A 23,010-nucleotide genomic window follows, 5' to 3' on the forward strand; every position below is an offset into this window, starting at 1 on the left:
AAGATGCCTTCTCACAGTGCGGCGCTGTTCCGGACCCGGCGAAGAGTACAGAACGCAGCACACACCAACAAGAAGCAAAAGCTTTGTGGTCAAGTCCTCGGCCTATTAGTACCGGTCAGCTCCACACGTTACCGTGCTTCCACCTCCGGCCTATCAACCCGGTCGTCTACCGGGAGCCTTACCCACTCTCATGGTGGGAGACCTCATCTCAAGGCGAGCTTCCCGCTTAGATGCTTTCAGCGGTTATCCCTTCCGAACGTAGCCAACCAGCCGTGCACCTGGCGGTACAACTGGCACACCAGAGGTTCGTCCGTCCCGGTCCTCTCGTACTAGGGACAGCTCCTTTCAAGTCTCCTGCGCGCGCAGCGGATAGGGACCGAACTGTCTCGCGACGTTCTAAACCCAGCTCGCGTACCGCTTTAATGGGCGAACAGCCCAACCCTTGGGACCTACTCCAGCCCCAGGATGCGACGAGCCGACATCGAGGTGCCAAACCATCCCGTCGATATGGACTCTTGGGGAAGATCAGCCTGTTATCCCCGGGGTACCTTTTAGCCGTTGAGCGACACCGCTTCCACATGCCGATGCCGGATCACTAGTCCCAGCTTTCGCTCCTGCTCGACCCGTCAGTCTCACAGTCAAGCTCCCTTGTGCACTTACACTCAACACCTGATTGCCAACCAGGCTGAGGGAACCTTTGGGCGCCTCCGTTACTCTTTAGGAGGCAACCGCCCCAGTTAAACTACCCACCAGACACTGTCCCCGATCCGGATCACGGACCAGAGTTAGACGTTCAAAACGACCAGAGTGGTATTTCACCAATGACTCCACCATCACTAGCGTGACAGCTTCCCAGTCTCCCACCTATCCTACACAAGACGTTCCAAACGCCAATGTCAAGCTGTAGTGAAGGTCCCGGGGTCTTTCCGTCCTGCTGCGCGTAACGAGCATCTTTACTCGTAGTGCAATTTCGCCGGGTCTGTGGTTGAGACAGCGGGGAAGTCGTTACGCCATTCGTGCAGGTCGGAACTTACCCGACAAGGAATTTCGCTACCTTAGGATGGTTATAGTTACCACCGCCGTTTACCGGCGCTTAAGTTCTCACCTTCGCCAACTTGCGTTGGCTAAGCGGTCCCCTTAACGTTCCGGCACCGGGCAGGCGTCAGTCCGTATACATCGTCTTACGACTTCGCACGGACCTGTGTTTTTAGTAAACAGTCGCTTCCCCCTGGCCACTGCGACCACCACCAGCTCACAGAGCAAGTCCGATCACCAGCAGAGGTCCCCCTTCTCCCGAAGTTACGGGGGCAATTTGCCGAGTTCCTTAACCACAGTTCACCCGATCGCCTTGGTATTCTCTACCTGACCACCTGAGTCGGTTTAGGGTACGGGCCGCCACAACACTCGCTAGAGGCTTTTCTCGGCAGCATAGGATCATCCACTTCACCACAATCGGCTCGGCATCACATCTCAGGATTAATGCGGGGCGGATTTGCCTACCCCACTCCCTACATGCTTACCCCAGGACTACCATCGCCTGGGCTGGACTACCTTCCTGCGTCACCCCATCGCTTACCTACTACCCGATCGGACCGAGCGTTCACTCTGACCCCAAGCCCGAAGGCTTTAGGCGAGTTAAGGACTCTTAGCATCACGAGGTTCAGTATGGGCGCGTTAAAGCGGGTACGGGAATATCAACCCGTTGTCCATCGACTACGCCTGTCGGCCTCGCCTTAGGTCCCGACTTACCCTGGGCGGATTAGCCTGGCCCAGGAACCCTTGGTCATCCGGCGCGAGGGTTTCTCACCCTCGATTCGCTACTCATGCCTGCATTCTCACTCGCACAGCCTCCACGACTAGATCACTCTGCCGCTTCACCGGCTGCACGACGCTCCCCTACCCATCCACCACCCCCCGAAAGAGATGATGAATGCCACGACTTCGGCGGTGTACTTGAGCCCCGCTACATTGTCGGCGCGGAATCACTTGACCAGTGAGCTATTACGCACTCTTTCAAGGGTGGCTGCTTCTAAGCCAACCTCCTGGTTGTCTCTGCGACTCCACATCCTTTCCCACTTAGCACACGCTTAGGGGCCTTAGTCGGTGATCTGGGCTGTTTCCCTCTCGACTACGAACCTTATCGCCCGCAGTCTCACTGCCACGCTCTCACTTACCGGCATTCGGAGTTTGGCTGACGTCAGTAACCTTGTCGGGCCCATTAGCCATCCAGTGCTCTACCTCCGGCAAGAAACACGTGACGCTGCACCTAAATGCATTTCGGGGAGAACCAGCTATCACGGAGTTTGATTGGCCTTTCACCCCTACACACAGGTCATCCCCCAGGTTTTCAACCCTGGTGGGTTCGGTCCTCCACCCAGTCTTACCTGAGCTTCAACCTGCCCATGCGTAGATCACTCCGCTTCGGGTCTACAGCATGCGACTCAAACGCCCTATTCAGACTCGCTTTCGCTACGGCTCCCCCACACGGGTTAACCTCGCCACACACCATAACTCGCAGGCTCATTCTTCAAAAGGCACGCAGTCACATCACACGAGAACCGAAATTCTCGTAAGCTCCTACGGCTTGTAGGCACACGGTTTCAGGTACTATTTCACAACCCCTCACCGGGGCACTTTTCACCTTTCCCTCACGGTACTCGTGCACTATCGGTCATCAGGGAGTATTTAGGCTTACCAGGTGGTCCTGGCAGATTCACACAGGATTTCTCGGGCCCCGTGCTACTTGGGATCCCCTCCGACAGTCCATCCAATTTCGTCTACCCGACTCTCACGGTCTACGGCGCCCCTTCCCAGAGGCTTCGACTATCAGATGGATTTTTTACTGTCCGAAGAAACGGCAGCTCCTTCAAGAAGGTCCCACGACCCCGGACGTGCAACGCCTGCCGGCTATCACACACGCCCGGTTTAGCCTCATCCGCTTTCGCTCACCACTACTCACGGAATCACTGTTGTTTTCTCTTCCTACGGGTACTGAGATGTTTCACTTCCCCGCGTTACCACCAACCGCCCTATACATTCAGGCGGAGGCAACACCACATGACTGGTGCTAGGTTTCCCCATTCGGACATCCCCGGATCAACGTCTGGTTGGCGACTCCCCGAGGCTTAACGCAGCCTCCCACGTCCTTCATCGGCTCCTGATGCCTAGGCATCCACCGTGTGCCCTAAAAAACTTGGCCACAAAGATGCTCGCGTCCACTATGCAAATCTCAAACAACAAACAGCAACCAACCCCACCCACCACCAGACACCCAACACGACGAATCGCATCGAACCGGTATGACGGAAGGTCGGCCCTGCATGAGGTGGTAACAGACAACAAGCCCGCCTCAGCGGGCCCGCCGGTCCGTTCCCTCAGGACCCAACAGTGTGTCCAACCCAGCCGAACCCCCGCAACCGCGTTCCCCTCCGCTGTCACCAGCGACGGTACTAACGATCCGGCAATCCGAACCGATTGAATAGCCAGTGCTCCACTAATGAGCTGCCGTGTGCGAGACGATCGCTCGCAGTCACAGCGTAGGCCCGGCTCTTGCGAGCAGGACCGATGCTCCTTAGAAAGGAGGTGATCCAGCCGCACCTTCCGGTACGGCTACCTTGTTACGACTTCGTCCCAATCGCCAGCCCCACCTTCGACCGCTCCCCCCAGCAAGCTGGTTGGGCCACGGGCTTCGGGTGTTGCCGACTTTCGTGACGTGACGGGCGGTGTGTACAAGGCCCGGGAACGTATTCACCGCAGCGTTGCTGATCTGCGATTACTAGCGACTCCGACTTCATGGGGTCGAGTTGCAGACCCCAATCCGAACTGAGACCGGCTTTTAGGGATTCGCTCCACCTTACGGCTTAGCAGCCCTCTGTACCGGCCATTGTAGCATGTTTGCAGCCCAAGACATAAGGGGCATGATGACTTGACGTCATCCCCACCTTCCTCCGAGTTGACCCCGGCAGTCTCCCATGAGTCCCCAACCCTCCGAAGAGGTTGCTGGCAACATGGAACAAGGGTTGCGCTCGTTGCGGGACTTAACCCAACATCTCACGACACGAGCTGACGACAGCCATGCACCACCTGTCACCCAGTCCGAAGAGGCGCACATCTCTGCACGTTTCCGGGTGATGTCAAACCTTGGTAAGGTTCTTCGCGTTGCGTCGAATTAAGCAACATGCTCCGCCGCTTGTGCGGGCCCCCGTCAATTCCTTTGAGTTTTAGCCTTGCGGCCGTACTCCCCAGGCGGGGCGCTTAATGCGTTAGCTCCGGCACGGAGATCGTGGAAGACCCCCACACCTAGCGCCCAACGTTTACAGCGTGGACTACCAGGGTATCTAATCCTGTTCGCTCCCCACGCTTTCGCTCCTCAGCGTCAGGTAAGGCCCAGCAAGCCGCCTTCGCCACCGGTGTTCCTCCTGATATCTGCGCATTTCACCGCTACACCAGGAATTCCACTTGCCCCTACCTACCTCTAGCCGGCCCGTATCCACCGCAGACCCGCAGTTAAGCTGCGGGCTTTCACGGCAGACGCGACCAGCCACCTACGAGCTCTTTACGCCCAATAATTCCGGACAACGCTTGCGCCCTACGTATTACCGCGGCTGCTGGCACGTAGTTAGCCGGCGCTTCTTCTGCAGGTACACGTCAACTTCGTCCCTGCTGAAAGAGGTTTACAACCCGAAGGCCGTCATCCCCCACGCGGCGTCGCTGCGTCAGGCTTTCGCCCATTGCGCAATATTCCCCACTGCTGCCTCCCGTAGGAGTCTGGGCCGTGTCTCAGTCCCAGTGTGGCCGGTCGCCCTCTCAGGCCGGCTACCCGTCGTCGCCTTGGTAGGCCATTACCCCACCAACAAGCTGATAGGCCGCGAGTCCATCCCCAACCGAAAAAACTTTCCACCACCACCAGATGCCTGGGGCGGTCATATCCGGTATTAGACCCAGTTTCCCGGGCTTATCCCAGAGTCAGGGGCAGGTTACTCACGTGTTACTCACCCGTTCGCCGCTCGAGTACCCCGAAGGGCCTTTCCGCTCGACTTGCATGTGTTAAGCACGCCGCCAGCGTTCGTCCTGAGCCAGGATCAAACTCTCCAAAAAATGCTTGGAATGGTTTCACCCGGCCAACATTCGCAAAAATGTCAACCAAAGGAATCCGTCATAAATGACGGGGTTGTGCATCATGCACTGGCTTTTAACACACTGTTGAGTTCTCAAGAAACGGACGCGTACATCCCCGCACAAACCCTTGATCAGGGCCGAGCGGCGGAGGCGCTCATTTCGTGTTCTGTTATGTCTTAATCCTGTCAGCCGTTCAAGTCCCTGTCAAATTGACCGGACCCGCTCGACCTGCAGGAATAACCACCGTCCCGCTTCCGGGACAACCCCTCTAACTTACCAATACATTTGAGTGGTCGAGACCATCGTGATGCGAAGCAAGAGAGTGGAGTTTGCCGGGCATCTCCCGGACTCTGCGAGTCCTGGCCGCCCGTGCCTGAGCAACTCTAGCAGCCCTCAAGACCAACTCGGCCCCACAGAGGTAATCACGTGGTCCTTCCCTTCCCACGCAACCCCCAAACCTCTCCACCCTCTTGGCAACGTCAGACGCCCCTACCGGGGCAAGCTGCTACATGTCGGTACATGCCGCGAGAGTCACCAGACGGGCCCTGAGCAAGTGGTCAGCAAGTCATCCGCAATCGTCTCCGGGTACGAAGGACCCATGAGCCGACTGTGCTCTCGGAGGTGGCAGCTATGACCCGTTCGGAGTTCGACGACATCCGCGCCTTTCTCGCCGACAGCGCGACCCGCGCCGACGACCTGCTGCCCATCGCCCGGATGCTGATCGACGACCTTGAGCACGCCCGTACGCGCGAGGCCATCCTGCGGACCCACTACCTGCGTCTGCTCACCGCCTCGCGAGCGACGGTCGCGGCGGACGCCGCGGGAGCGCCCGACCCCATGGCTTTCATCAAGCACGAGCTCGCCGAGCACGGCCAGCTCCCTCTCGACGGTGAGATGGTCCAGCGGATCCTGGCCGACGCCCGCACCGCCGCCACCCTTCTGGCCTGCTTGGAGCAGCCGAAGCCGGCCCGTACGCGCAACATGCGCCTGCGCCGCTGCGTCGGCGCTGCCCGCAGCCTGCCCAGATGAGGCCCCACCAGCTGCTTTTCCAGATCGGGCCCCACCCGCAGCCTCTCCAGGTGACGCGCCGCCCGCAGCCTTCCCGGTGACGCGCCCCGGTGAGGCAACGCAAGCCTTTCCGGTGGACGGGGCTAGGTGGCGGCACACCAGTGACCCGATGACGACCTGCTACATACCCGTCATTGATGAAGCGACTGGAAGACTGCGCATATGTGGCATCGGGGTATGAATTGGGCGGCCATCGCGCTGGTCGGGATATTTGGCCTGATGTGGCTCGGTGTCGTGGTCTACGCGGACGTCACCTCTGCCCCGTGGATGCGTGTCGCCCAGGCGGTCTTCGCACTGTTCCTGCTGGGGTGGGCCGCCTGGAAGACAGCGGTGATGATCGGCAAGGCCTGAGCCGAGTCAGCCGTACGAGACGGTTACGGGATATAGGGCGGCGCCACGCCCCATCCCCAGTGCGGCACCGGCGCCTGGGGCGGCGGTTCGGCTCCGGGCTGGGAGTTCTGCCGGGCGAGGCGGGTCCCCCATTCGACGTAGCCGAAGAAGGCTGCCCTGAACTCGGGGTCGTCCGGCAACCCCACCTCGTCCGCCGCGTCCATGAGCAGGCTCACCCACCGCCGGCGCTGCGGCTCGGTGATGCCCTTGCCAAGGTGGTGCGCGAGCATGTGCGCGTATCCGCCACGCTCGTCGGTGTAGCGCGCGGGGCCGCCGAACACCTCCGCGAGCCACATCGCCACATACTTCGGGTGGCCCGGATCCATGTGCGCGAACAGCGGGCCGATGAGGTCGTCCTTCTTGACCTCTCGGTAGAACACCTCGGTCAGCCGCTCCAACGCGTCCGTGCCGCCCGCCCACTCGTACAGCGTCGGCACCGCTTCATCAGTCATGTAATTATGTAATCAGCCCTGATAAATCAGGGCAAGACCCCGACGGCGGGAAGCGGGCAGCGGTCAGAAGTCATCGCAGGTCACGTACCACCGGCCGGAGAGGTGGTCGACGGAGGACGACCGGATCTTCCCATCGCCCGTCGCATAGGTGAGCCCGCAGAATTCCAGCCACCCGCCTGCTCCGATCACGCTGAGGTTGGAGCTGCCCTCGTGGCGGACGGCACGTCCGACGGGGAAGACTCCCACCCAGTCGACGCCCAGCCCGGCTTCGGCATCGCCCAGCGTCATGCTCTCCGGATGCAGCGGCAGCGAGCTCACATAGTCGGACAGCGCCGGCTCGGAGACCGCGAAGGCCACCCGGATGGGCAGGTCCGCGGCCATGGCGCCGCACGTCACGACAGCGAGCACCGGCGCGACGGCGACCGCCGCATGCCGTCGGCGACCCGGCAGGTAGAGCAGCACCCCCCAGCAGCCGGCCGCGATCAGCCAGAAGAGGAACGCATAGGACCAGACATAGAGGCTGCCTCCAGGAAACACGGCGCCGATCAGGCTGGCCAGGGTCGCGAGCAACGGCGGGACCACGAGCCAGAGACCCCGCATCCGCTTGCGCGCGGGCGGGGCGGGAACGGGCACACGCCGACGATAGCAAGTCCGCACCAAGATCCCGGGCGACCTGCCAAGAACCGTCCTGACGGTTGAAACTTTCAGCCGCTCGGCGCACGGCCGACCTGTCCAGCCTGTGCCTTTGGCGGGAGCGGGTACGTCGGCGGCCGCCGCCCCTTCTGGTCGCGGCCGTGTCTCCCTACCATCCGAGACAACCGATGGGAGCGCTCCCAAAGCACCCACGTCATCGGACGGAGCATCCATGTCTCGCAGAAGACCCCTCCTGGCCGGCATCCTCACCGCGCTCGCCACGGTCGCGGCGGGGACGGTCGTCTTCACCTCGTCCGCCGTCCAGGCCGCCGAGTCCACGTTCTACGTGGATCCGCTGACCAGCGCGGCCACGTGGGTGGCCGCCAACCCCGGCGACAGCCGCGCCGCCGTGATCAGAGACCGGATCGCCGCCGTCCCGCAGGGCCGCTGGTTCGCCACCTACAACCCGGCGACCGTGCGCGGCCAGGTCGACGCGTACGTGGGCGCCGCCGCGGCGGCGGGCAAGATCCCCATCATGGTCGTGTACGCCATGCCGAACCGCGACTGCGGCGGCCCGAGCGCGGGCGGAGCTCCCGACCACGCGGCGTACCGGGGCTGGATCGCCCAGATCGCGGCGGGTCTGGGCGGGCGGCCGGCCACCATCATCCTGGAGCCGGACGCGCTGGCCATCATGTCCAGCTGCATGAACGCCGCCCAGCAGGCCGAGGTCCAGGCCTCCATGGCCTATGCCGGGGAGCGCTTCAACGCCACGTCCGCCCAGGTGAACGTCTACTTCGACATCGGCCACGACGCCTGGCTGTCATCCTCGGAGGCCGCCGCCCGGCTGAACGGCGCGCGCGTGGCAAGCAGCGCCGACGGCATCGCCGTCAACACCTCGAACTACCGCGCCACGGCGGGCCTGGTGTCGTTCGCCAAGAGCGTCATCGCCGCGACCGGGGTCTCCGGGCTGGGCGCGGTCGTGGACACCAGCCGCAACGGCAACGGGCCGGCGGGCAGCGAGTGGTGTGATCCGGCAGGCCGGGCCACCGGCACCTGGAGCACCACCGAGACCGGGGACCCGGCCATCGACGCGTTCCTGTGGGTGAAGCCTCCGGGCGAGGCCGACGGCTGTCTCGCCGCCGCGGGCCAGTTCGTGCCGCAGCGGGCCTACGACCTGGCCTCGGCGGCGCCGTCGCCCACCGTCACCCCCACCGTCACTCCCACGGTGACACCGGCGGGGTGCGCCGCGTCGTACCGGGTGATCCGCACGTGGGCGGACGGTTTCCAGGCGGAGGTCACGGTGCGGAACACCGGGTCGTCGCCCACGGCGGGCTGGCGGGTGCGCTGGGCCTTCCCCGGCGGGCAGTCCATCTCGCAGTTGTGGAACGGCAACCTCTCGACCTCCGGCGGCGTCACGGTCACCGACCTCGGCTGGAACGGCGGCATCGCGCCGAACGCGACGACCACGTTCGGCTTCCTCGGCAGCGGGAACGGCGACGGCAGCACGCCGTCACCCCTCACCTGCACGGCGTCCTGACGTCGCTAGCGGATGCTCATCGAGTGGGTGACCAGGGTGGTCAGCACCTCTTTGACGGAGGCGCGGTCGCGGGCGTCACACATGATGAGCGGGGTGGACTCGTCCAGCCCCAGCGCCCGCCGCACCTTCGCCGCATCGTGGCGGCGGGCGCCGTCGAAGCAGTTGACCGCGACCACGAAGGGGAGGTCGAGCTTCTCGAAGTAGTCCACGGCGGGGAAGCAGTCCTGCAGCCGCCGGGTGTCGACCAGGACGACCGCCCCCAGCGCGCCCAGCGCCAGCTCCTCCCACATGAACCAGAAGCGATCCTGTCCCGGCGTGCCGAACAGGTAGAGCCACAGGCCGTCGCGGATGGTGATGCGGCCGAAGTCCAGTGCCACCGTGGTGGCGATCTTGGTCTCCACGCCCGAAATGTCGTCCACGCCTACGCCGCGGTCGCTCAGCAGTTCCTCGGTGTGCAGGGGACGTATTTCGCTGATGGTGCCGACCATGGTGGTCTTGCCCACGCCGAACCCTCCTGCCACAAGGATCTTCAGGGCAGTGGCGGTGAGCGTACCTCCGGAGAGCCGGGGGCGGTCAAAGCCTGCGTATTCCATGCAGTACATCCCTGTAGGTACGTTCATCGATCGTCTCGTCGACGGGCTGCGGTGCGGCGATGTCGACCAGGCCTTCGCGCCGGAGGTCGCCGAGGAGCACGCGGGTGATGTTGAGCGGCAGCCCGAGCTGCGCCGCCACGTCGGCCACGGGGGTCGGCTCGTGGCAGATGGTCAGCATGGCGTGGTGTTCCGGATTCAGGCCGACCGGCTCGATCGGCGTCATGATCGTCGTGACGATGGCCACCAGATCGAACGCCTCGCCGGGCGGCCGCGCCCGGCCGCCCGTCAGGCCGTACAGCCTGATCAGAGGCCCTGGATCCGCATCCGTCATGGCGCCATGCCGTTCCAGGCGGGTGCGGGTGCCGCTCCTCGCGGCTGGGCGCTCAGGTGCTGGCCCACCCGCTTGACGAGCAGTGCCATCTCGTACGTGACCAGTCCGAGCTCGGCGTCGCCCGCCGCCAGCACGGCCAGTCTGGCGCCCTGTCCGGCGGCCGTGACGAAGAGGAAGCCACCCTCCATCTCGAAGATCGTCTGACGTACACCGCCGAGTCCGAAATGCCGCCCGGTGCCCGAGGCCAGGCCGTGGCTGCCGGCCGCGATGGCCGCGAGGTGCTCGGTGTCCTCCCTCGTCAGCGCCTTGGAGCCGCCCATCGTCAGGCCGTCGGCGGACAACAGGACCGCGTGCTGTATGCCGTCGACCCGGTGGGTAAGGTCGTCGAGCAGCCAGCTCAGCTCAGCTCTAGCGTCAGCCATGGGAATCCCTTTCGTTGCGCACGTCTCGTTCCCTTTCCACCTCTCTGCGCCCTTGACGCCATCCCTCCTGCATGGAGGTCATCAGGTCGAGGAGCTCCCGCGGAGAGCGGGCGGAGGTTTCACGGTCCGGTTTGAGACGTGTACCGCTCAGTTGTGGTGCGATGTTGGTCTGCCGCACCCGGACAGGCAGCCCGTCCAGGTCGTCGTCGATCTCGGGTGCGGCAGGCGGTGACTGGATGGGGTGGATCGGTTTACGTACCGGCTTGGCGGATGTGTAGGAGCGGGTGGCGTCGAACAGGGAGAAGCCGGTCGGCGCGGCCGGCGTGAGCAGGCTCGCGGGCAGCATGAGGATCGCGGTCGTCCCGTCGTACGGCGACGGGCGGAGCGTGACCTTGATCCCGTGCCGGGCGGCCAGTCGCGAGACCACGAAGATGCCCATCCGGTCGGTGCCGGCCAGGTCGAACTCGGGCGGGGTGGCGAGCTGGGCGTTGAGCTCGGCCAGGACGGCGGGCTCGACGCCGAGGCCGCAGTCCTCGACCTCCACCGCGAACCCGTTCGCCGCGGTCAGGCCGCGGACCTGAACGGTGGTGTTCGGCGGGGAGAAGGCGGTGGCGTTCTCCACCAGCTCGGCGATCAGGTGGATCACGTCGGTCACCGCGTTGCCGACGAGCAGCGGCGCTGCCTGCATCGGCTGGATGGTGACCCGCGTGTAGTCCTCGACCTCCAGGGCCGCGCTCCGCGCCACGTCGTAGATCGGCACCGGGTCGCGCCAGCGGCGGCCGGGGGCGGCGTCGGACAGGATGATCAGGTTCTCCGCGTGCCGGCGCATGCGGGTGGTGAAGTGGTCGAGTTTGAACAGGTTCTCCAGGGTGTCCGGATCTTCGGTCTTGCGCTCCATGGAGTCGAGCAGGCTGAGCTGGCGGTGCAGCAGGGCCTGGTTGCGGCGGGCCAGGTTCAGGAAGACCTGGCCGACGCCCCTGCGCAGGGTGGCCTGGCCGACGGCGGCCTGTACGGCGGTCCGCTGTACGTCCGAGAACGCCCGGGCGACGGCCGCCACCTCGGCCGTGCGGGCGCTGTCCAGCTCCGGCGTCTCCGCGGGGTCGACGTCCTCTCCCCTGCGCAGCCGCTCGACCAGCCTGGGCAGCCGTACCTCGGCCAGCTCGACGGCCGAGCTCTGCAGCCTCTTCAGCTCGTCGACCAGGGAGCGGCCGAAGCGGTAGGAGAGCACGATCGACAACACCACGGCCAGCAGGCCGAGCCCCACCACCAGCACGATGCGCAGCAGGCCGGTGACGACGAGGCTCTCGCCCTTGAGCGTGGCGCGTTGCAGATCCTTGGCGGCGTTGCCGGTCAGTCCGGTGAACGCCTCGCTCGCGTCGCGCTGCCAGTCGGCCGCGGCCACCGGCGGCTTGCCGGTCAGGTCCCAGGCGAAGACGGCGTCCTCGGCTCGCTCGAAGCGCTGGTAGGCGACGCTCGCCGCCAGCTGGGCGTGCCATTCCCGCAGGTCGGGGCCGATGTCGCGGTCGGCATCGGCGAGCTGGACCCGGCGGGAGGTCATCGCCGCGACGAACGCCGCGTGCTCGGCCTGGGTCATCTCCCCGCGGGCCAGCACCGGGGTGAGCACCGCGTGCTCCCTGGCGGCGTACTCCGCGACCGAGCTGTAGGCGGTCAGCCCGCGCAGCACCCGGTACGACGACACCTCGGTGACCCGCTCCGAACCACCGAACTGGCGTTGCGCGACGCTGATCACCGCGTCGTACTTCTCGGTCGTGGCGAGCGGGGTCTTCTCCTCCAGATCGGCGCCGGCCCGTACCGCGGACAGCCCGTCGAGCTCGTTGAGCAGGCCCTGCACCGCCTCGGGGGGCGTGCCGCTCACCGACACCTGACCTGCCACGTCCCGGATCCGGGTCACGGCCTGGTCGGTGCGCTGCCGCTGCGCCGCGAGCCGCGCGTCGCCCGCCGTGTCGCCCGCTGTGTCGCCGGCGAGCTCGGCGGACAGCTGGCGCTCGCGCTGAACCTCGACGATCAGCGCGCGAGCGGGCGCGCCGACCGCGTCCCACTCGCTCCTGCTCTGCGCGAACCCCGAGGTCTCCGCCACCATGCTGTACGAGAGGAACGCCCACAGGGCGACCAGCGAGATCAGGGGCACCAGCAGGATCTTGAGGATCTTCGAGCGGATCGGCGGGGTGGAGCTCATCGCTAGGTCCAATCCGCTAGTCGATCTGCCGGTTGTGGGTGGCAAGTGCCGCGAGTGCACTGTGATTTGCCCCACTATGCACGTGACGCTCCTGGGCGACAACCCGCTGTTACAAAAGTTGAGATTTTGATATCAGGTAGCCCGGAAAGTCCGTCCTCACCGGCGATCCCTCGTCGCCCGGATCGCCAGGATGCGCGGGATGGGGTCCTCGCGCGGCTCGTACACCCGGTCGAGGCTCAGACCGGCGTCCATGAAGGCGTTGAGCAGGTCAGGCAGCGGAAGCTGATGCATCCCGAGCCGCTCCCTGAGACCGCCATCGCGCCACCACGGCGAGCGCGGGTGCCAGCCCGTCCTGCGGTAGGTGGGGTGGATGATGAGCGCGCCGTCCTCCCTGTTCTCGATGTGCGGGCCGTTGAAGCACGGGTGCACGCCGTAGAAGAGCAGCATCCCGCCGGGCCGCAGGACCCGCGCGGCCTCCCTCAGCACGCCGGGGAAATCGTCGAGGTCGGTGGAGACCCAGAGTGCGGTGACCGTGTCGAACACCCCGCCGGCGAACGGCAGCGCCGTCCCGTCGCTCCGCAGGAGCGGCGCCGCGTCCCTGCCGCGGGCCAGCCGTAACTGGTCGTCCGACCGGTCGAGGCCGACCACGGTCCTGCCGGTGGCACGGATCATGTCGAGGTAGCGTCCGGTGCCGCAGCCCAGGTCCAGGCAGAGCCCGTCGCCGGGGCCGAGGATGTCGGTGATGTCCGGGAAGTTCGCGGCGGCGGTGGAGCCGATGTAGTCGTCGTACCATTCGGCCAGACCGTCATATCTCGCGCTCATGATCGGGTCATAACCCGCTTTGTGCGGGAATTCCGGGTATCTGGGTGACCGGCGGCGGGTGCGGGGTAGTAGCGCGGGAGTCCGTGCGCCTGATCATTACGGGAGCGAGAGAACCGTGCAGCACTTCACCATCGCCACCATCGCCGAGAAGAGTGCCGACTTCCGCCGTGTCCTGTGGACCGGGGAACACAGCCAGTTGGTCATCATGACCATCCCGCCTGGGGGCGAGATCGGCGACGAGGTTCACGAGGAGAACGACCAGATCCTGACCTTCGTCGCCGGCACCGGCGAGGCGCGGGTCGGGGGCGAGGTCCGTGAGGTCAACCAGGGAGACCTGGTCGCCGTACCGGCCGGGACTCGGCACAACTTCATCAACACCGGCGTCAACCCGCTGGTCCTCTACACGGTGTACGGGCCTCCGGACCACGCGGACGGGGTCGTCCACCACACCAAGGAAGAGGCGGACCGCGACGAAGGCTGACCGCTCGACCGCCCCTCCGGGATGACCGCTCCCGGAGGGCTTCTTGTTGGGGCGGCTGAACCCAGACAATCTTTCTCCCGTACCACTCCGAAACCGGGCTTTCCCAAGACCGGAAGGAGAGGTCGCATGCATATGAGATCGGGGAGAAGAGGGCGCGGAGCATGGTGGGGCGCCGTTGCGATAGGCGGCAGCATCGCGCTGGTCCTGTCCGGCGCTCCGTTATCCGCCCAGGCCAGCAGCCTGGCGGCGGAGACCATCGTCTGCCCGGGCGTCGCCGACCGGCTCCCGGAGATCCCGGCCGCCGCCCAGGACGAAGTCGACCGGGACCTGGCCTCCCTGGAAACCCAGATCCAGGAAGCCAACAACCGACTCGCCGATTCCCAAGGAGAAGGCGGCCCCAACTTCGTCCAGAACGCCATCCTCCGCCCTCTCGCCGACAAACGCGCCGCCACCCTCGACCGCATCGCCATAGCCATCGGCCGATCCGCCGAACGCCCCGGCAACCTGGCCGCCCTCGCCACGTGCAGGCTCAGCGAGTCCGGCGGCAACGGCACCACCTCGAGCCCCAGCCCCAGTCCCGCCCCTGACGACAACGCCACCTCGCCGCCTCCGGCGCAGGACGGCGCGCAGCGCATCGTCTGCCCGGGCGTCGCCGACCAGCTCCCGGAGATCCCGGCCGCCGCCCAGGACGAAGTCGACCGGAACCTGGCCCTCCTGGAAACCCAGATCCAGGAAGCCAACAACCGACTCGCCGATTCCCAAGGAGAAGGCGGCCCCAACTTCGTCCAGAACGCCATCCTCCGCCCCCTCTCCGACAAACGCGCCGCCACCCTCGACCGCATCGCCATAGCCATCAGCCGATCCGCCGAACGCCCCGACAACCTGGCCGCCCTCGCTCCCTGCAGCCTCGACGATGCCGGCGCACCCGCGCCCGACCCGGGGACCGGCTCACCCAGCCCTCAGCCGACCGACGGCCAGAACGATGACGGTCAGAACGGCGGCGACCAGAGCGAGGAGGAGATCGCGGCGGCCATCGGACCGTCGGCCGAGGACTTCATCGACATCCGGCAGGTCGCACGCACCCGGCAACCGCAGGCGCGCGGGAACGGCTCCAGGGGCGTGTTCGTCTCCGATTGCGGCACGAACGAGGAAGAGCATCGCAACACCGACAACCTGATCAACGCCCCCGGCGTGGTCAACGCTGCCCAGCACCTGCACGACTACGTGGGCAACGTGTCGGCCGACGCCTTCTCCACCAACGAGAGCCTCGCCGCCTCCGACACCACGTGCCGCAACAAGGCTGACCAGACGACCTACTTCTGGCCGGTCCTCCGCGTGCGGGGGCCCAACGACGAGCCTGGCGCGCCGGAGGTGGACAAGAACAACATCGGCACGCCGGTGCGGGCGTCAGTGGCGCGACTGGAGTACCGCGGCAATCCCACCTCGCCGGTCACGGCGGCCCCGCGGTTCCTGAGGCTCAACTTCGGCGACGCCAAGGCGGTGACCAACGGCCCGGCCAACGCCAGGCCGGTCTGGACCTGCACCGGTTTCACCGACCGCATCACCGACAAATACCCGATCTGCCCCTCCGGCAGCCGAGTGACCCGCATCTTCGACATGCCGAGTTGCTGGGACGGCCAGAACATCGACAGCGCCAACCACCGCGACCACCTCGTCTTCCCGGATGACAACGGCGCCTGCCCGAGCGGCACCAAAGCCGTGCCGCAACTGCGCATGACGCTGATCTACAACAACCTTCCCAACACCCGCCCCAACGGCACGGACGTCCCCTTCGCCGTGGACTCCTTCGCCAGCGAACGCCACAGCCCGATCACCGACCACGTCGGCGCCATCGGCGTGATCTCGGATCAGCTCATGGAGACCATCGTCCAGTGCATCAACAACGGCAGGAGGTGCTGATGGCCTGACTCCCAACCCCACATCCGGCCGGACTCGCCCCACACGTCGAGTCCGGCCGTTGTGATGTACGGCCCACCAAGCTCGGCCGTGATACCGGGGAAGGCATCGGGCAGTCGACTTAGGACACATGAAGCCCTCGGGCTTTCGTTTCCAACGAAATCACCCCCGGCTCCGATGTGGTGAGCCTGATCATCAATCCGTCAAAAGCGGAGCAAGCTCACTGGGCATCGCTGCCCTCCAGGCCGCTGGTACGGCCCTGACCTCCTCTGTTCACCGCGTGCTGAACGGCGAGGCCCTATAGGACATACCGCCGACATACCGGCGCATGCCACGCTCTTCCCGGCCGGATCATCGACATCTCACGGAGGACTCATGAAGCGCCTGGCACTCACGCTCGCGATTGCGGCAAGCACGCTCGTCCTGATCAACCCGAGCCCCGCATACGCGTGGCCCACTGGATGTACTGCGTGGAAGAATCTCGACACCGATACGGCCAGGGCCAAATGCACGGGCGGAACAGGCCACGTGCGAGCGATGGCCTACTGCACTGCCGACCCGAAAACCGGCCTCGGCGGCTTCACATATGGTCCCTGGGTGCTCCCAGCGAAGTACACGAGTGTGGCGGAGTGCCCATCGACGGGCGCGAAGTACATCGTCTCCGCGGGCTATGAGCGAGCTAACTGGTAGCCCTCTGAACAGGCTCGTGCTGACGCGCGCCGGCTCTGCCCCAAGCTCAGCAAGATCGGGCAGAACCCGGAGTTACGGGCCCACATTCACAAGCACCCGCACAAGCGCTGAAGCCCGGAGCAGATCGTCCAGAGCCTGCACAGAAGCTTCCCGCTGCTCCGCCCCGATGCTCATGATCAGCGAGCGGCCCGCCGAGGCCGACGACCGCGCCGTTCCCGCCTGTCCGGTTACCGCCATTGGCTAGGCCGGAAGGGAGAAGCCCTCGGGCGGCGAGCCCTCGACGAACAACATCCCCATCTCGACCTTGCCCTCGCGTATCTCCCGGGCCTGCCGGTACTCGGGGGAGTCGTACCACGTCCGGATCCGGTCCATGTCGGGGAACTCGATGACCAGGAACCGGGAGGAGTTCCAGTCGCCTTCGACGGGCTCGGGTGTGGGGCCCGCGACCAGGTAACGGCCGCCGTGGCTGAGGATGGACTTCTGGGCCACGGGCGCATAGGCCATACCGGCCTCCTGGTCGAGCACACCGACATTGACGATGACGTAGGCAGGCAAGGCAATCTCCGTTTCGATTGGACACGGCGTGTACTAATTCAACGGCGGATACTATTGGATCCCTGTAACGTGGTCAAAGTGAGCATCGACGAGAGCGGACACGCCGCAGGCGTGATGAGTCGCCGGGAGCGGCTGCGGGTGGAAACGAGCCGGGAGATCAAGACCATCGCGCTGCGGCAGCTGGCAGAAGGCGGGCCCGGAGCGATCTCACTGCGCGGCATCGCCCGCGAGATGGGGATGACCGCGCGCGCGATCTACAGCTACTTCCCCACCCGGGACGACCTGATCACGGCACTGATGAGCGGAATCGCCGCATCGCTCGCGCAGGCGCTGACGACCGCCACCAACGCCGTTCCCGCCACCGACCCCGGTGGCAGGCTGCTCGCATGGGGCCAGGCCCTGAGGCAATGGGCGCTGGCGCATCCGGAGAGCTTCCGGCTCTTCTACGGCCGCCCCATCCCCGGCTACCAGCCTCCGGTAGACGGGCCGGTGGACCAGACCGCACGCCGCGTTTGCCGCGAGCTGACCCGCCTGGTGGCGGCCGCATGGCCGCACGCTCGCCACCTTCAACCCGATGACACCTCCTGGTCCGACCTCCACCCGGAATACGTCGCGAAGATCCAGGCAGACCTCCCGAACGTGTCACCCGCCGCGGCAGCGCTTGCCCTGCGCGTCTGGGGCCGCATGCACGGCCTGGTGGCCCTGGAGATCGACGGCCACATCCACCCCGTCGCAGGCAACCCAGCCGCGCTGCACCACGCCGAGATGCTTGACCTGATCAGGTCACTGGGCCTGGCCTAGCGCCTTCAACCGGCGGCGACATGAACCAGCTCCTCGTGGGTCATACACGCATGGTCCCGTCCCGCTAGGCCTGTTCGCCACCGGTAAGTGATCACTGTGTTGCGGCCCTCGGATACGCCCCGGTCGGGAGGGGCTTTTTGTGTTTCTACTGGCGGTGCACTTGTCCATGGCTGTCAACGATGAGGACCATGCGCAGGGTGCGTGGTCGCTTGGGGTGGGTCACGGGCGAGGCCGATGGTTGCACAGATATAGAAAAGGCTCCCAGGGATGATCCCTGGGAGCCTTTTCGCTGGTAGCGGGGGCAGGATTTGAACCTGCGACCTCTGGGTTATGAGCCCAGCGAGCTACCGAACTGCTCCACCCCGCGTCGGTGTGTGTCTAAAGACTATCCCTGACACGGGGCTTACGCAAACTGACTGGCCCTAACCCCCCGTCGGCGACGGGGCGGGAGAGCCTGTCGGTGTCGCCGTCGGCGTGGCGCTGGGTGTCGCCGAGGGCGTAGCCGTGGGGCCGGCCGAAGGCACCGGCTGGGCGCCGGCCGTCTTCAGCTTCTCCAGGGCGTCGTCCAGCCGCTGCTGAGCCTTGCCGTACTCGACCCAGTTCGGCGGGTCGGTCTGCAGGGCCTTCTGGGCGTCGTCGTAGGCCTTCTCAGCCTCGGAGATGGCCGTCGACAGGGCCGTGGCGGCCTGGTTGTTCTCGGTCGGCTTGTTCTCCTGCTGGGCGTTCTCGTCCGTCTGCGTCTGCTGCTCGCCGCCGAAGACCTGGGCGAGCGCCCCCTCCAGGGTGCGGTCGACGCCGATCTTGCTGCCGAACGACACCAGCACCCGCTGCAGGATCGGGTACGGCTCCTGGCCGCCGCCGGCCGCCACCTGGATGTAGACGGGCTCGATGTAGACCAGCCCGCCCGCGTAGGGCAGCGTCAGCAGGTTGCCGTACCGGACCGCCGACGCGCCGACTCCCAGCAGGTTGAGCTCACCGGCGAACCGGCTCTGGAAGGAGTTCTGGGCCTGGCCCGGACCGGGGATCGGGGTGTTGGACGGCATGCGCAGGACGCGGAGTTTGCCGTAGTTGGGACCGGCCGTTGAGTCGACCGCCATGAAGGCGGCCAGGTTGGGCCCCTCCCTGGGGACGAACGTCGTCGTCAGGGAGAACGTCGGCTGGCCACCCGGCATCGTGGTGGTCAGGTAGTAGGGCGGCTGCTTGATGTTGCGGTCGCCCTGCGACGGGTCGTTGGGGACGTTCCAGAAGTCCTGGCCGCTGTAGAAGGCCGCGGCGTCGGTGATGTGGTAGCGCGACAGGGTATAGCGCTGCACCTTGAACAGGTCTTCCGGGTAGCGCACGTGGGCGCGCAGGTCCTGGCTCATCTCGGCGGCCGGGCGGATGACCCCGGGGAAGGCCTTGCTCCAGGTCTTCAGGATCGGGTCGTTGGCGTCCCAGCCGTAGAGGGTGACGGTGCCGTCGTAGGCGTCGACCGTGGCCTTGACGGAGTTGCGGATGTAGTTGATCTTGTCCTGCGGCTGCTGGGCGATGACGCGGGAGCGGTCCGTGGACAGGTCCCTGGTCATCTCGCCGAGGCTCTCGCTCTGCGAGTAGGGGTAGGCGTTGGACGTGGTGTAGGCGTCCACGATCCAGGTGACCCGCCCGTCGACGATCGCCGGGTAAGGGTTGGAGTCGAGGGTCAGGAACGGGGCGACCTTCTGGATCCGCTGGCGCGGGTTGCGCTCGTACAGGATCTTGGAATTGTCGTTGATGTCGCCCGAGAGCAGGATGTTCACCTCGCCGTACTTGGCGGCGTAGAACAGCCTGTTGATGAACGAGCCGACGGGCACGCCGCCCGCGCCGGTGTAGGTGGTGTTCGCCTGGCCGGTGCCGCCCGTCTCCGGGTAGTCGAGCTCCTGCGGCCTGCTCGGGTTGCCGCCGGCGATGGCGTACTGCTGGTTGTTCTCGTGCTCGCCGAAGTAGATGCGCGATTCCTTGAGCGCGGTGCTGGACGCCAGGGGGCCGGTGACCGGCATGTTCTTGGCGTCGTAGTCAGGCAGGCCACCGGAGTCGACCTTGTTGCCCGGCGCGGTCACGATGCCGTAGCCGTGGGTGTAGACGAGGTGCCGGTTGATCCAGTTGTTCTGGCCCTGGGGCGGCCCGGTCAGCTCGCGGACGCCGATGATGTGGTCGACGAGCTTGCCGGTCGAGTCGGGATAGCGGTCGACGTCGAGCTGGTCGGAGAAGGCGTAGAAGCCGCGGATGCGCTGGGTCTGCTCGTAGGTCGCGGACACGAGCGCCGGGTCGAGCAGGCGCACGCCCGAGACCGAGGCGTCGCCGTTGACCTGCACCTTGCTCGGGTCGGCCTCGGCGGTGTAGGGAGTGATCTCCGCATCACCGATCTTGTACGCGTCCCGCGTCGCCGTGATGTTGCGGCCGATGAACGCGGCTTCCTTGCCCTGCTGGTTGGGCTTGACCTGGAACTGCTCGACCAGCAGCGGGTAGACGCCGCCGATCAGCACGGCCGAGAGCACCAGCAGACCGAGGGACACGCCGGGCAGCATGCCGCCCGGCCGGAAGACGCCGGCGAAGAACAGCACGGCGCAGATCAGCGCGATGATCGCGAGGATGGTCTTGGCGGGCAGCACGGCGTTGATGTCCGTGTAGGAGGCGCCGTTCACGAACCCGCGCTCGGAGAAGACCAGGGCGAACCGGTCGAACCAGTAGGCGACGGCCTTGAGCAGCACGAAGACGCCGACCAGGACCGACAGGTGGACCCGTGCGGCGCGGGATGCGTGCACGCCGGGCGACTGCAGCCTGAATCCGCCGTAGAGGTAATGGGTGATCGCCGCGAGGATGGTCGCGATGATGACGGCGGTGAACAGGAAGTTCAGCACCATCTCGATGAACGGAAGTTCGAAGGTGAAGAACGAGATGTCCATCTTGAACTGCTCGTCCGTCTTGCCGAACGGCTCCCCGTTGACGAACTGCATCCACGTCGGCCACTGACCGGCGAGGGACGAGCCCGCGAAAAGCCCGATCATCGCCATGCCGACGATGAAGATGAGCTTGCGATGCGGGTCGATGGCCATGCGATAACGGTCGGCGCCGCTGCCGCCACCGAACATGGCGGGCCCGAACATCGGCCGGGTCCTGAAGGCCAGCAGCATGTTGCCGCCGACGATGCCGACCATGAGCAGCGCCCCGATGAGGAACAGCACGATCTCGGTCAGCAGCACACCGGAGAAGACCGGAATGTAATCGATGGCGTCAAACCATAGATAATCCGTATAAATCCCGGAAAAAAGGAAGAAAAGTGCCACAATCGCCACGAGTGCGATCGCGACAGGCAGAAGCAGTCGCGGTCGGCGGGGCAAACGCATCGCCCTGCCGCCGGCTCCTGGGGTCCGGAAGCTCAAGGCCAACCCCTCGTCGTGATGAAGAAACGGTCCGTGTCTGGCAACCTACACCGCGGTGCCATCCCTACGACTAACGCACGGCGATAGCAGGAAGTTTCGTCCCTAGCTACAAGAAGGCACCTCACCTTTCCCCGTGTTGATCGCGTCGAGCGCCTGCACCGCGCCGCTCAACGTCTCCGCCTTGACCAGCCGCAGCCCGTCGGGCACGCCCTTGACGGCCTCGGCGCAGTTGTCGGCCGGCGTGAGGAAGACGGTGGCCCCCGCGTCACGGGCGCCGACCATCTTCTGGGCGATGCCGCCGATCGGTCCCACCTCGCCTTCGGGGGTGATCGTGCCCGTGCCCGCGATCTGCTTGCCGCCGGTGAGCGGGCCGCGGGTGAGTTTGTCCACGATGCCGAGCGAGAACATCAGCCCGGCGCTCGGCCCGCCCACGTCGCCCACGTTGATGTCCACCTCGAACGGGAACTTGTACTTGGCCTGCATGGTCACCCCGACCATGGCCTTGCCCCGCTCCCCGATGGTCTTCACCGCGACGTCGAGCTTCTGCTCGCCTCTGACGACGCCGAACGTCACCTGCTCGCCCGGGCCGCGCGCCCTGACCGCCTCGCCGACCGCATCGATCTCGCTGACCGGCTTGCCGTCCACCGCGACGATCTCGTCGCCCTTCAGCAGCTTGCCGGCGGCGGGCTGGTCCTTCACGGTGGAGACCACCGAGATGACGGTGGTGTAGGGAATCTTGAGCTCGGTGAGCGCGGCGGCCGTCGCGTTGTCCTGGGAGTTGGTCATCTCGACCGTGTTCTCCTCCTCGACCTGCTGCTGAGAGCGGTCGGGGGCGAAAATGGTCTCCTGCGGCACCACGGCCACGGTCGGATCGATCCAGCCGCGCAGCGCGGTCAGCAGGTCGATCTTGGCGTTGGGCCCGCCCTGGTAGGCGACGGTGACGAGCCTCAGCTCACCATCGGTCGGGTACGTCTCCCGCCCACTGATCGTGATCACCGGTTTGTTGTCCACCTTGCCGAGGGTGTCCTCGGTCGGGCCGGGACTGAGCACGACGTACGGCACCTTCGACAGCGCCCCCACGATCCCGAGGGCGAGCACGAGAAAGGCCGAAACCAGCAGGGTCAGGGCGCGTCGTGACATGGATCGAGCTTATTCGCAGGCGCCGACCCACTCGGTCGACCCATCGGCGAACACCTGATGTTTCCAGATCGGCACCTGGGACTTGAGGTCGTCGATGAGCCTGCGCGCCGCCAGGAACGCCTCCTGCCGGTGCGGACTGGCCACGGCCACGATCACCGCCGTGTCGCCCAGCTCCAGGTCGCCGACCCGGTGCACGGCCGCGAGCGCGGTCACGGGGAAATCGGTGACCACCTTTTCCGCCACCGCCCGCAGTTCGCTGTCGGCCGAAGGGTGCGCCGAGTAGGAGAGCCTGGTCACGGGCTTGCCGTGGTCCTGCTCGCGCACGGTGCCCACGAAGAGCGTCGTGCCGCCGGCCGCGTGGTCACCCACCGCGGCCATCACCTCGTCCACGGAGAGCGCGGTGTCACGAATTGCCAGCAAGCGGATAACGTCCACGAAAAGAGCCTACAGAAGTTGTCCTCCTCA

At 65.6% G+C, this 23,010-nt stretch carries 17 protein-coding genes, 1 tRNA gene, 2 rRNA genes and 1 pseudogene; 7 read left to right on the forward strand and 14 right to left on the reverse strand.

Features of this window, described 5'->3' with window-relative positions:
• Window positions 1-85: 85 nt before the first annotated feature.
• Window positions 86-3,199 (reverse strand): 23S ribosomal RNA (locus OHA68_RS04990).
• Window positions 3,200-3,575: 376 nt separating this feature from the next.
• A 16S ribosomal RNA gene (locus tag OHA68_RS04995) occupies window positions 3,576-5,097 on the reverse strand.
• The 16S and 23S rRNA genes sit together here, the layout of an rRNA operon.
• A 651-nt stretch (window positions 5,098-5,748) precedes the next feature.
• On the opposite strand from OHA68_RS04995, the gene OHA68_RS05000 reads away from it, so the two are divergent.
• Together OHA68_RS05000 and OHA68_RS05005 are read left to right on the forward strand one after the other, a co-directional pair.
• On the forward strand, window positions 5,749-6,147 hold the full coding sequence (locus tag OHA68_RS05000; protein WP_327106550.1) for a hypothetical protein: 399 nt from the start codon (window positions 5,749-5,751) through the stop codon (window positions 6,145-6,147).
• A gap of 216 nt (window positions 6,148-6,363) precedes the next feature.
• On the forward strand, window positions 6,364-6,537 hold the full coding sequence (locus tag OHA68_RS05005) for a hypothetical protein (protein ID WP_225278283.1): 174 nt from the start codon (window positions 6,364-6,366) through the stop codon (window positions 6,535-6,537).
• Window positions 6,538-6,560: 23 nt separating this feature from the next.
• Here OHA68_RS05005 and OHA68_RS05010 read toward each other — a convergent pair whose 3' ends face one another.
• Together OHA68_RS05010 and OHA68_RS05015 are read right to left on the reverse strand one after the other, a co-directional pair.
• The gene (locus tag OHA68_RS05010; protein ID WP_327106551.1) at window positions 6,561-7,028 is read right to left on the reverse strand and encodes a group II truncated hemoglobin; all 468 of its coding nucleotides are present in this window, start codon (window positions 7,026-7,028) and stop codon (window positions 6,561-6,563) included.
• 63 nt (window positions 7,029-7,091) lie between these two features.
• Window positions 7,092-7,661, reverse strand: coding sequence for a hypothetical protein (locus tag OHA68_RS05015; protein WP_327106552.1), 570 nt, complete (start codon window positions 7,659-7,661; stop codon window positions 7,092-7,094).
• A gap of 232 nt (window positions 7,662-7,893) precedes the next feature.
• Between OHA68_RS05015 and OHA68_RS05020 the strand changes: the two genes are divergently transcribed.
• Window positions 7,894-9,198 (forward strand): glycoside hydrolase family 6 protein, encoded by a 1,305-nt coding sequence (locus tag OHA68_RS05020; RefSeq protein WP_327106553.1) that lies wholly within the window; start codon window positions 7,894-7,896, stop codon window positions 9,196-9,198.
• 5 nt (window positions 9,199-9,203) lie between these two features.
• Here the strand turns inward: OHA68_RS05020 and OHA68_RS05025 are convergent, their stop codons facing one another.
• The 5 genes from OHA68_RS05025 to OHA68_RS05045 all read right to left on the reverse strand — a co-directional run bounded on the left by OHA68_RS05025 (window position 9,204) and on the right by OHA68_RS05045 (window position 13,563).
• Window positions 9,204-9,791 carry a GTP-binding protein gene (locus tag OHA68_RS05025; protein WP_189141757.1) on the reverse strand — a complete coding sequence of 196 codons (588 nt, stop codon included), beginning with the start codon at window positions 9,789-9,791 and terminating at the stop codon, window positions 9,204-9,206.
• Window positions 9,772-10,122 (reverse strand): DUF742 domain-containing protein, encoded by a 351-nt coding sequence (locus OHA68_RS05030; protein WP_189141758.1) that lies wholly within the window; start codon window positions 10,120-10,122, stop codon window positions 9,772-9,774. Before OHA68_RS05030 ends, OHA68_RS05025 begins: the two co-directional genes overlap by 20 nt.
• Window positions 10,119-10,544 carry a roadblock/LC7 domain-containing protein gene (locus OHA68_RS05035; protein WP_189141759.1) on the reverse strand — a complete coding sequence of 142 codons (426 nt, stop codon included), beginning with the start codon at window positions 10,542-10,544 and terminating at the stop codon, window positions 10,119-10,121. Before OHA68_RS05035 ends, OHA68_RS05030 begins: the two co-directional genes overlap by 4 nt.
• Window positions 10,537-12,741, reverse strand: a complete 2,205-nt coding sequence (locus OHA68_RS05040; protein WP_327106554.1) for a sensor histidine kinase — start codon at window positions 12,739-12,741, stop codon at window positions 10,537-10,539. The genes OHA68_RS05035 and OHA68_RS05040 overlap by 8 nt, the downstream gene beginning before the upstream one ends.
• A gap of 156 nt (window positions 12,742-12,897) precedes the next feature.
• Window positions 12,898-13,563, reverse strand: coding sequence for a class I SAM-dependent methyltransferase (locus OHA68_RS05045; protein ID WP_327106555.1), 666 nt, complete (start codon window positions 13,561-13,563; stop codon window positions 12,898-12,900).
• A 115-nt stretch (window positions 13,564-13,678) separates the two neighbouring features.
• On the opposite strand from OHA68_RS05045, the gene OHA68_RS05050 reads away from it, so the two are divergent.
• From OHA68_RS05050 to OHA68_RS45510, 3 genes and pseudogenes are all read left to right on the forward strand, one after another.
• On the forward strand, window positions 13,679-14,044 hold the full coding sequence (locus tag OHA68_RS05050; RefSeq protein WP_327106556.1) for a cupin domain-containing protein: 366 nt from the start codon (window positions 13,679-13,681) through the stop codon (window positions 14,042-14,044).
• A gap of 126 nt (window positions 14,045-14,170) precedes the next feature.
• Window positions 14,171-15,964, forward strand: coding sequence for a DUF1996 domain-containing protein (locus tag OHA68_RS05055; protein WP_327106557.1), 1,794 nt, complete (start codon window positions 14,171-14,173; stop codon window positions 15,962-15,964).
• 696 nt (window positions 15,965-16,660) lie between these two features.
• Window positions 16,661-16,868 (forward strand): annotated as a pseudogene (locus tag OHA68_RS45510) (IS30 family transposase); the annotation flags it as partial.
• 23 nt (window positions 16,869-16,891) lie between these two features.
• On the opposite strand, the gene OHA68_RS05060 reads toward OHA68_RS45510, so the two are convergent.
• On the reverse strand, window positions 16,892-17,206 hold the full coding sequence (locus tag OHA68_RS05060; RefSeq protein ID WP_327106558.1) for a DUF1330 domain-containing protein: 315 nt from the start codon (window positions 17,204-17,206) through the stop codon (window positions 16,892-16,894).
• Window positions 17,207-17,284: 78 nt separating this feature from the next.
• Here OHA68_RS05060 and OHA68_RS05065 point away from each other — a divergent pair, with 78 nt between their 5' ends.
• Window positions 17,285-18,007: a TetR/AcrR family transcriptional regulator gene (locus OHA68_RS05065; RefSeq protein ID WP_327106559.1), complete on the forward strand. Its 723-nt coding sequence runs from the start codon at window positions 17,285-17,287 to the stop codon at window positions 18,005-18,007.
• A 290-nt stretch (window positions 18,008-18,297) separates the two neighbouring features.
• On the opposite strand, the gene OHA68_RS05070 is transcribed toward OHA68_RS05065, so the two are convergent.
• The 4 genes from OHA68_RS05070 to OHA68_RS05085 form a co-directional block, all read right to left on the reverse strand.
• Window positions 18,298-18,374, reverse strand: a tRNA-Met gene (locus OHA68_RS05070).
• A gap of 55 nt (window positions 18,375-18,429) precedes the next feature.
• A complete protein-coding gene (locus OHA68_RS05075; RefSeq protein WP_327106560.1) occupies window positions 18,430-21,369 on the reverse strand; it encodes a UPF0182 family protein in 2,940 nt (979 codons plus the stop codon).
• A 138-nt stretch (window positions 21,370-21,507) separates the two neighbouring features.
• Window positions 21,508-22,545 (reverse strand): YlbL family protein, encoded by a 1,038-nt coding sequence (locus OHA68_RS05080; RefSeq protein ID WP_327106561.1) that lies wholly within the window; start codon window positions 22,543-22,545, stop codon window positions 21,508-21,510.
• A 9-nt stretch (window positions 22,546-22,554) separates the two neighbouring features.
• Entirely contained in the window at window positions 22,555-22,980 is a 426-nt protein-coding gene (locus OHA68_RS05085; RefSeq protein WP_189141764.1) for a molybdenum cofactor biosynthesis protein MoaE, read from the reverse strand.
• Between the last annotated feature and the right edge of the window lie 30 nt (window positions 22,981-23,010).

This window comes from Nonomuraea glycinis, from assembly GCF_035920485.1.
Taxonomy (GTDB): domain Bacteria; phylum Actinomycetota; class Actinomycetes; order Streptosporangiales; family Streptosporangiaceae; genus Nonomuraea; species Nonomuraea glycinis.

Excerpts from the sequence above, each read along its gene's own strand:
- OHA68_RS05010 (WP_327106551.1), bottom strand. The coding sequence starts at position 7,028 with ATGACTGATGAAGCGGTGCCGACGCTGTACGAGTGGGCGGGCGGCACG.
- OHA68_RS05020 (WP_327106553.1), top strand. The coding sequence starts at position 7,894 with ATGTCTCGCAGAAGACCCCTCCTGGCCGGCATCCTCACCGCGCTCGCC.
- OHA68_RS05040 (WP_327106554.1), bottom strand. The coding sequence starts at position 12,741 with ATGAGCTCCACCCCGCCGATCCGCTCGAAGATCCTCAAGATCCTGCTG.
- OHA68_RS05000 (WP_327106550.1), top strand. The coding sequence starts at position 5,749 with ATGACCCGTTCGGAGTTCGACGACATCCGCGCCTTTCTCGCCGACAGC.
- OHA68_RS05080 (WP_327106561.1), bottom strand. The coding sequence starts at position 22,545 with ATGTCACGACGCGCCCTGACCCTGCTGGTTTCGGCCTTTCTCGTGCTC.
- OHA68_RS05045 (WP_327106555.1), bottom strand. The coding sequence starts at position 13,563 with ATGAGCGCGAGATATGACGGTCTGGCCGAATGGTACGACGACTACATC.
- OHA68_RS05055 (WP_327106557.1), top strand. The coding sequence starts at position 14,171 with ATGCATATGAGATCGGGGAGAAGAGGGCGCGGAGCATGGTGGGGCGCC.
- OHA68_RS05075 (WP_327106560.1), bottom strand. The coding sequence starts at position 21,369 with ATGCGTTTGCCCCGCCGACCGCGACTGCTTCTGCCTGTCGCGATCGCA.
- OHA68_RS05030 (WP_189141758.1), bottom strand. The coding sequence starts at position 10,122 with ATGACGGATGCGGATCCAGGGCCTCTGATCAGGCTGTACGGCCTGACG.
- OHA68_RS05035 (WP_189141759.1), bottom strand. The coding sequence starts at position 10,544 with ATGGCTGACGCTAGAGCTGAGCTGAGCTGGCTGCTCGACGACCTTACC.
- OHA68_RS05025 (WP_189141757.1), bottom strand. The coding sequence starts at position 9,791 with ATGGAATACGCAGGCTTTGACCGCCCCCGGCTCTCCGGAGGTACGCTC.
- OHA68_RS05005 (WP_225278283.1), top strand. The coding sequence starts at position 6,364 with ATGAATTGGGCGGCCATCGCGCTGGTCGGGATATTTGGCCTGATGTGG.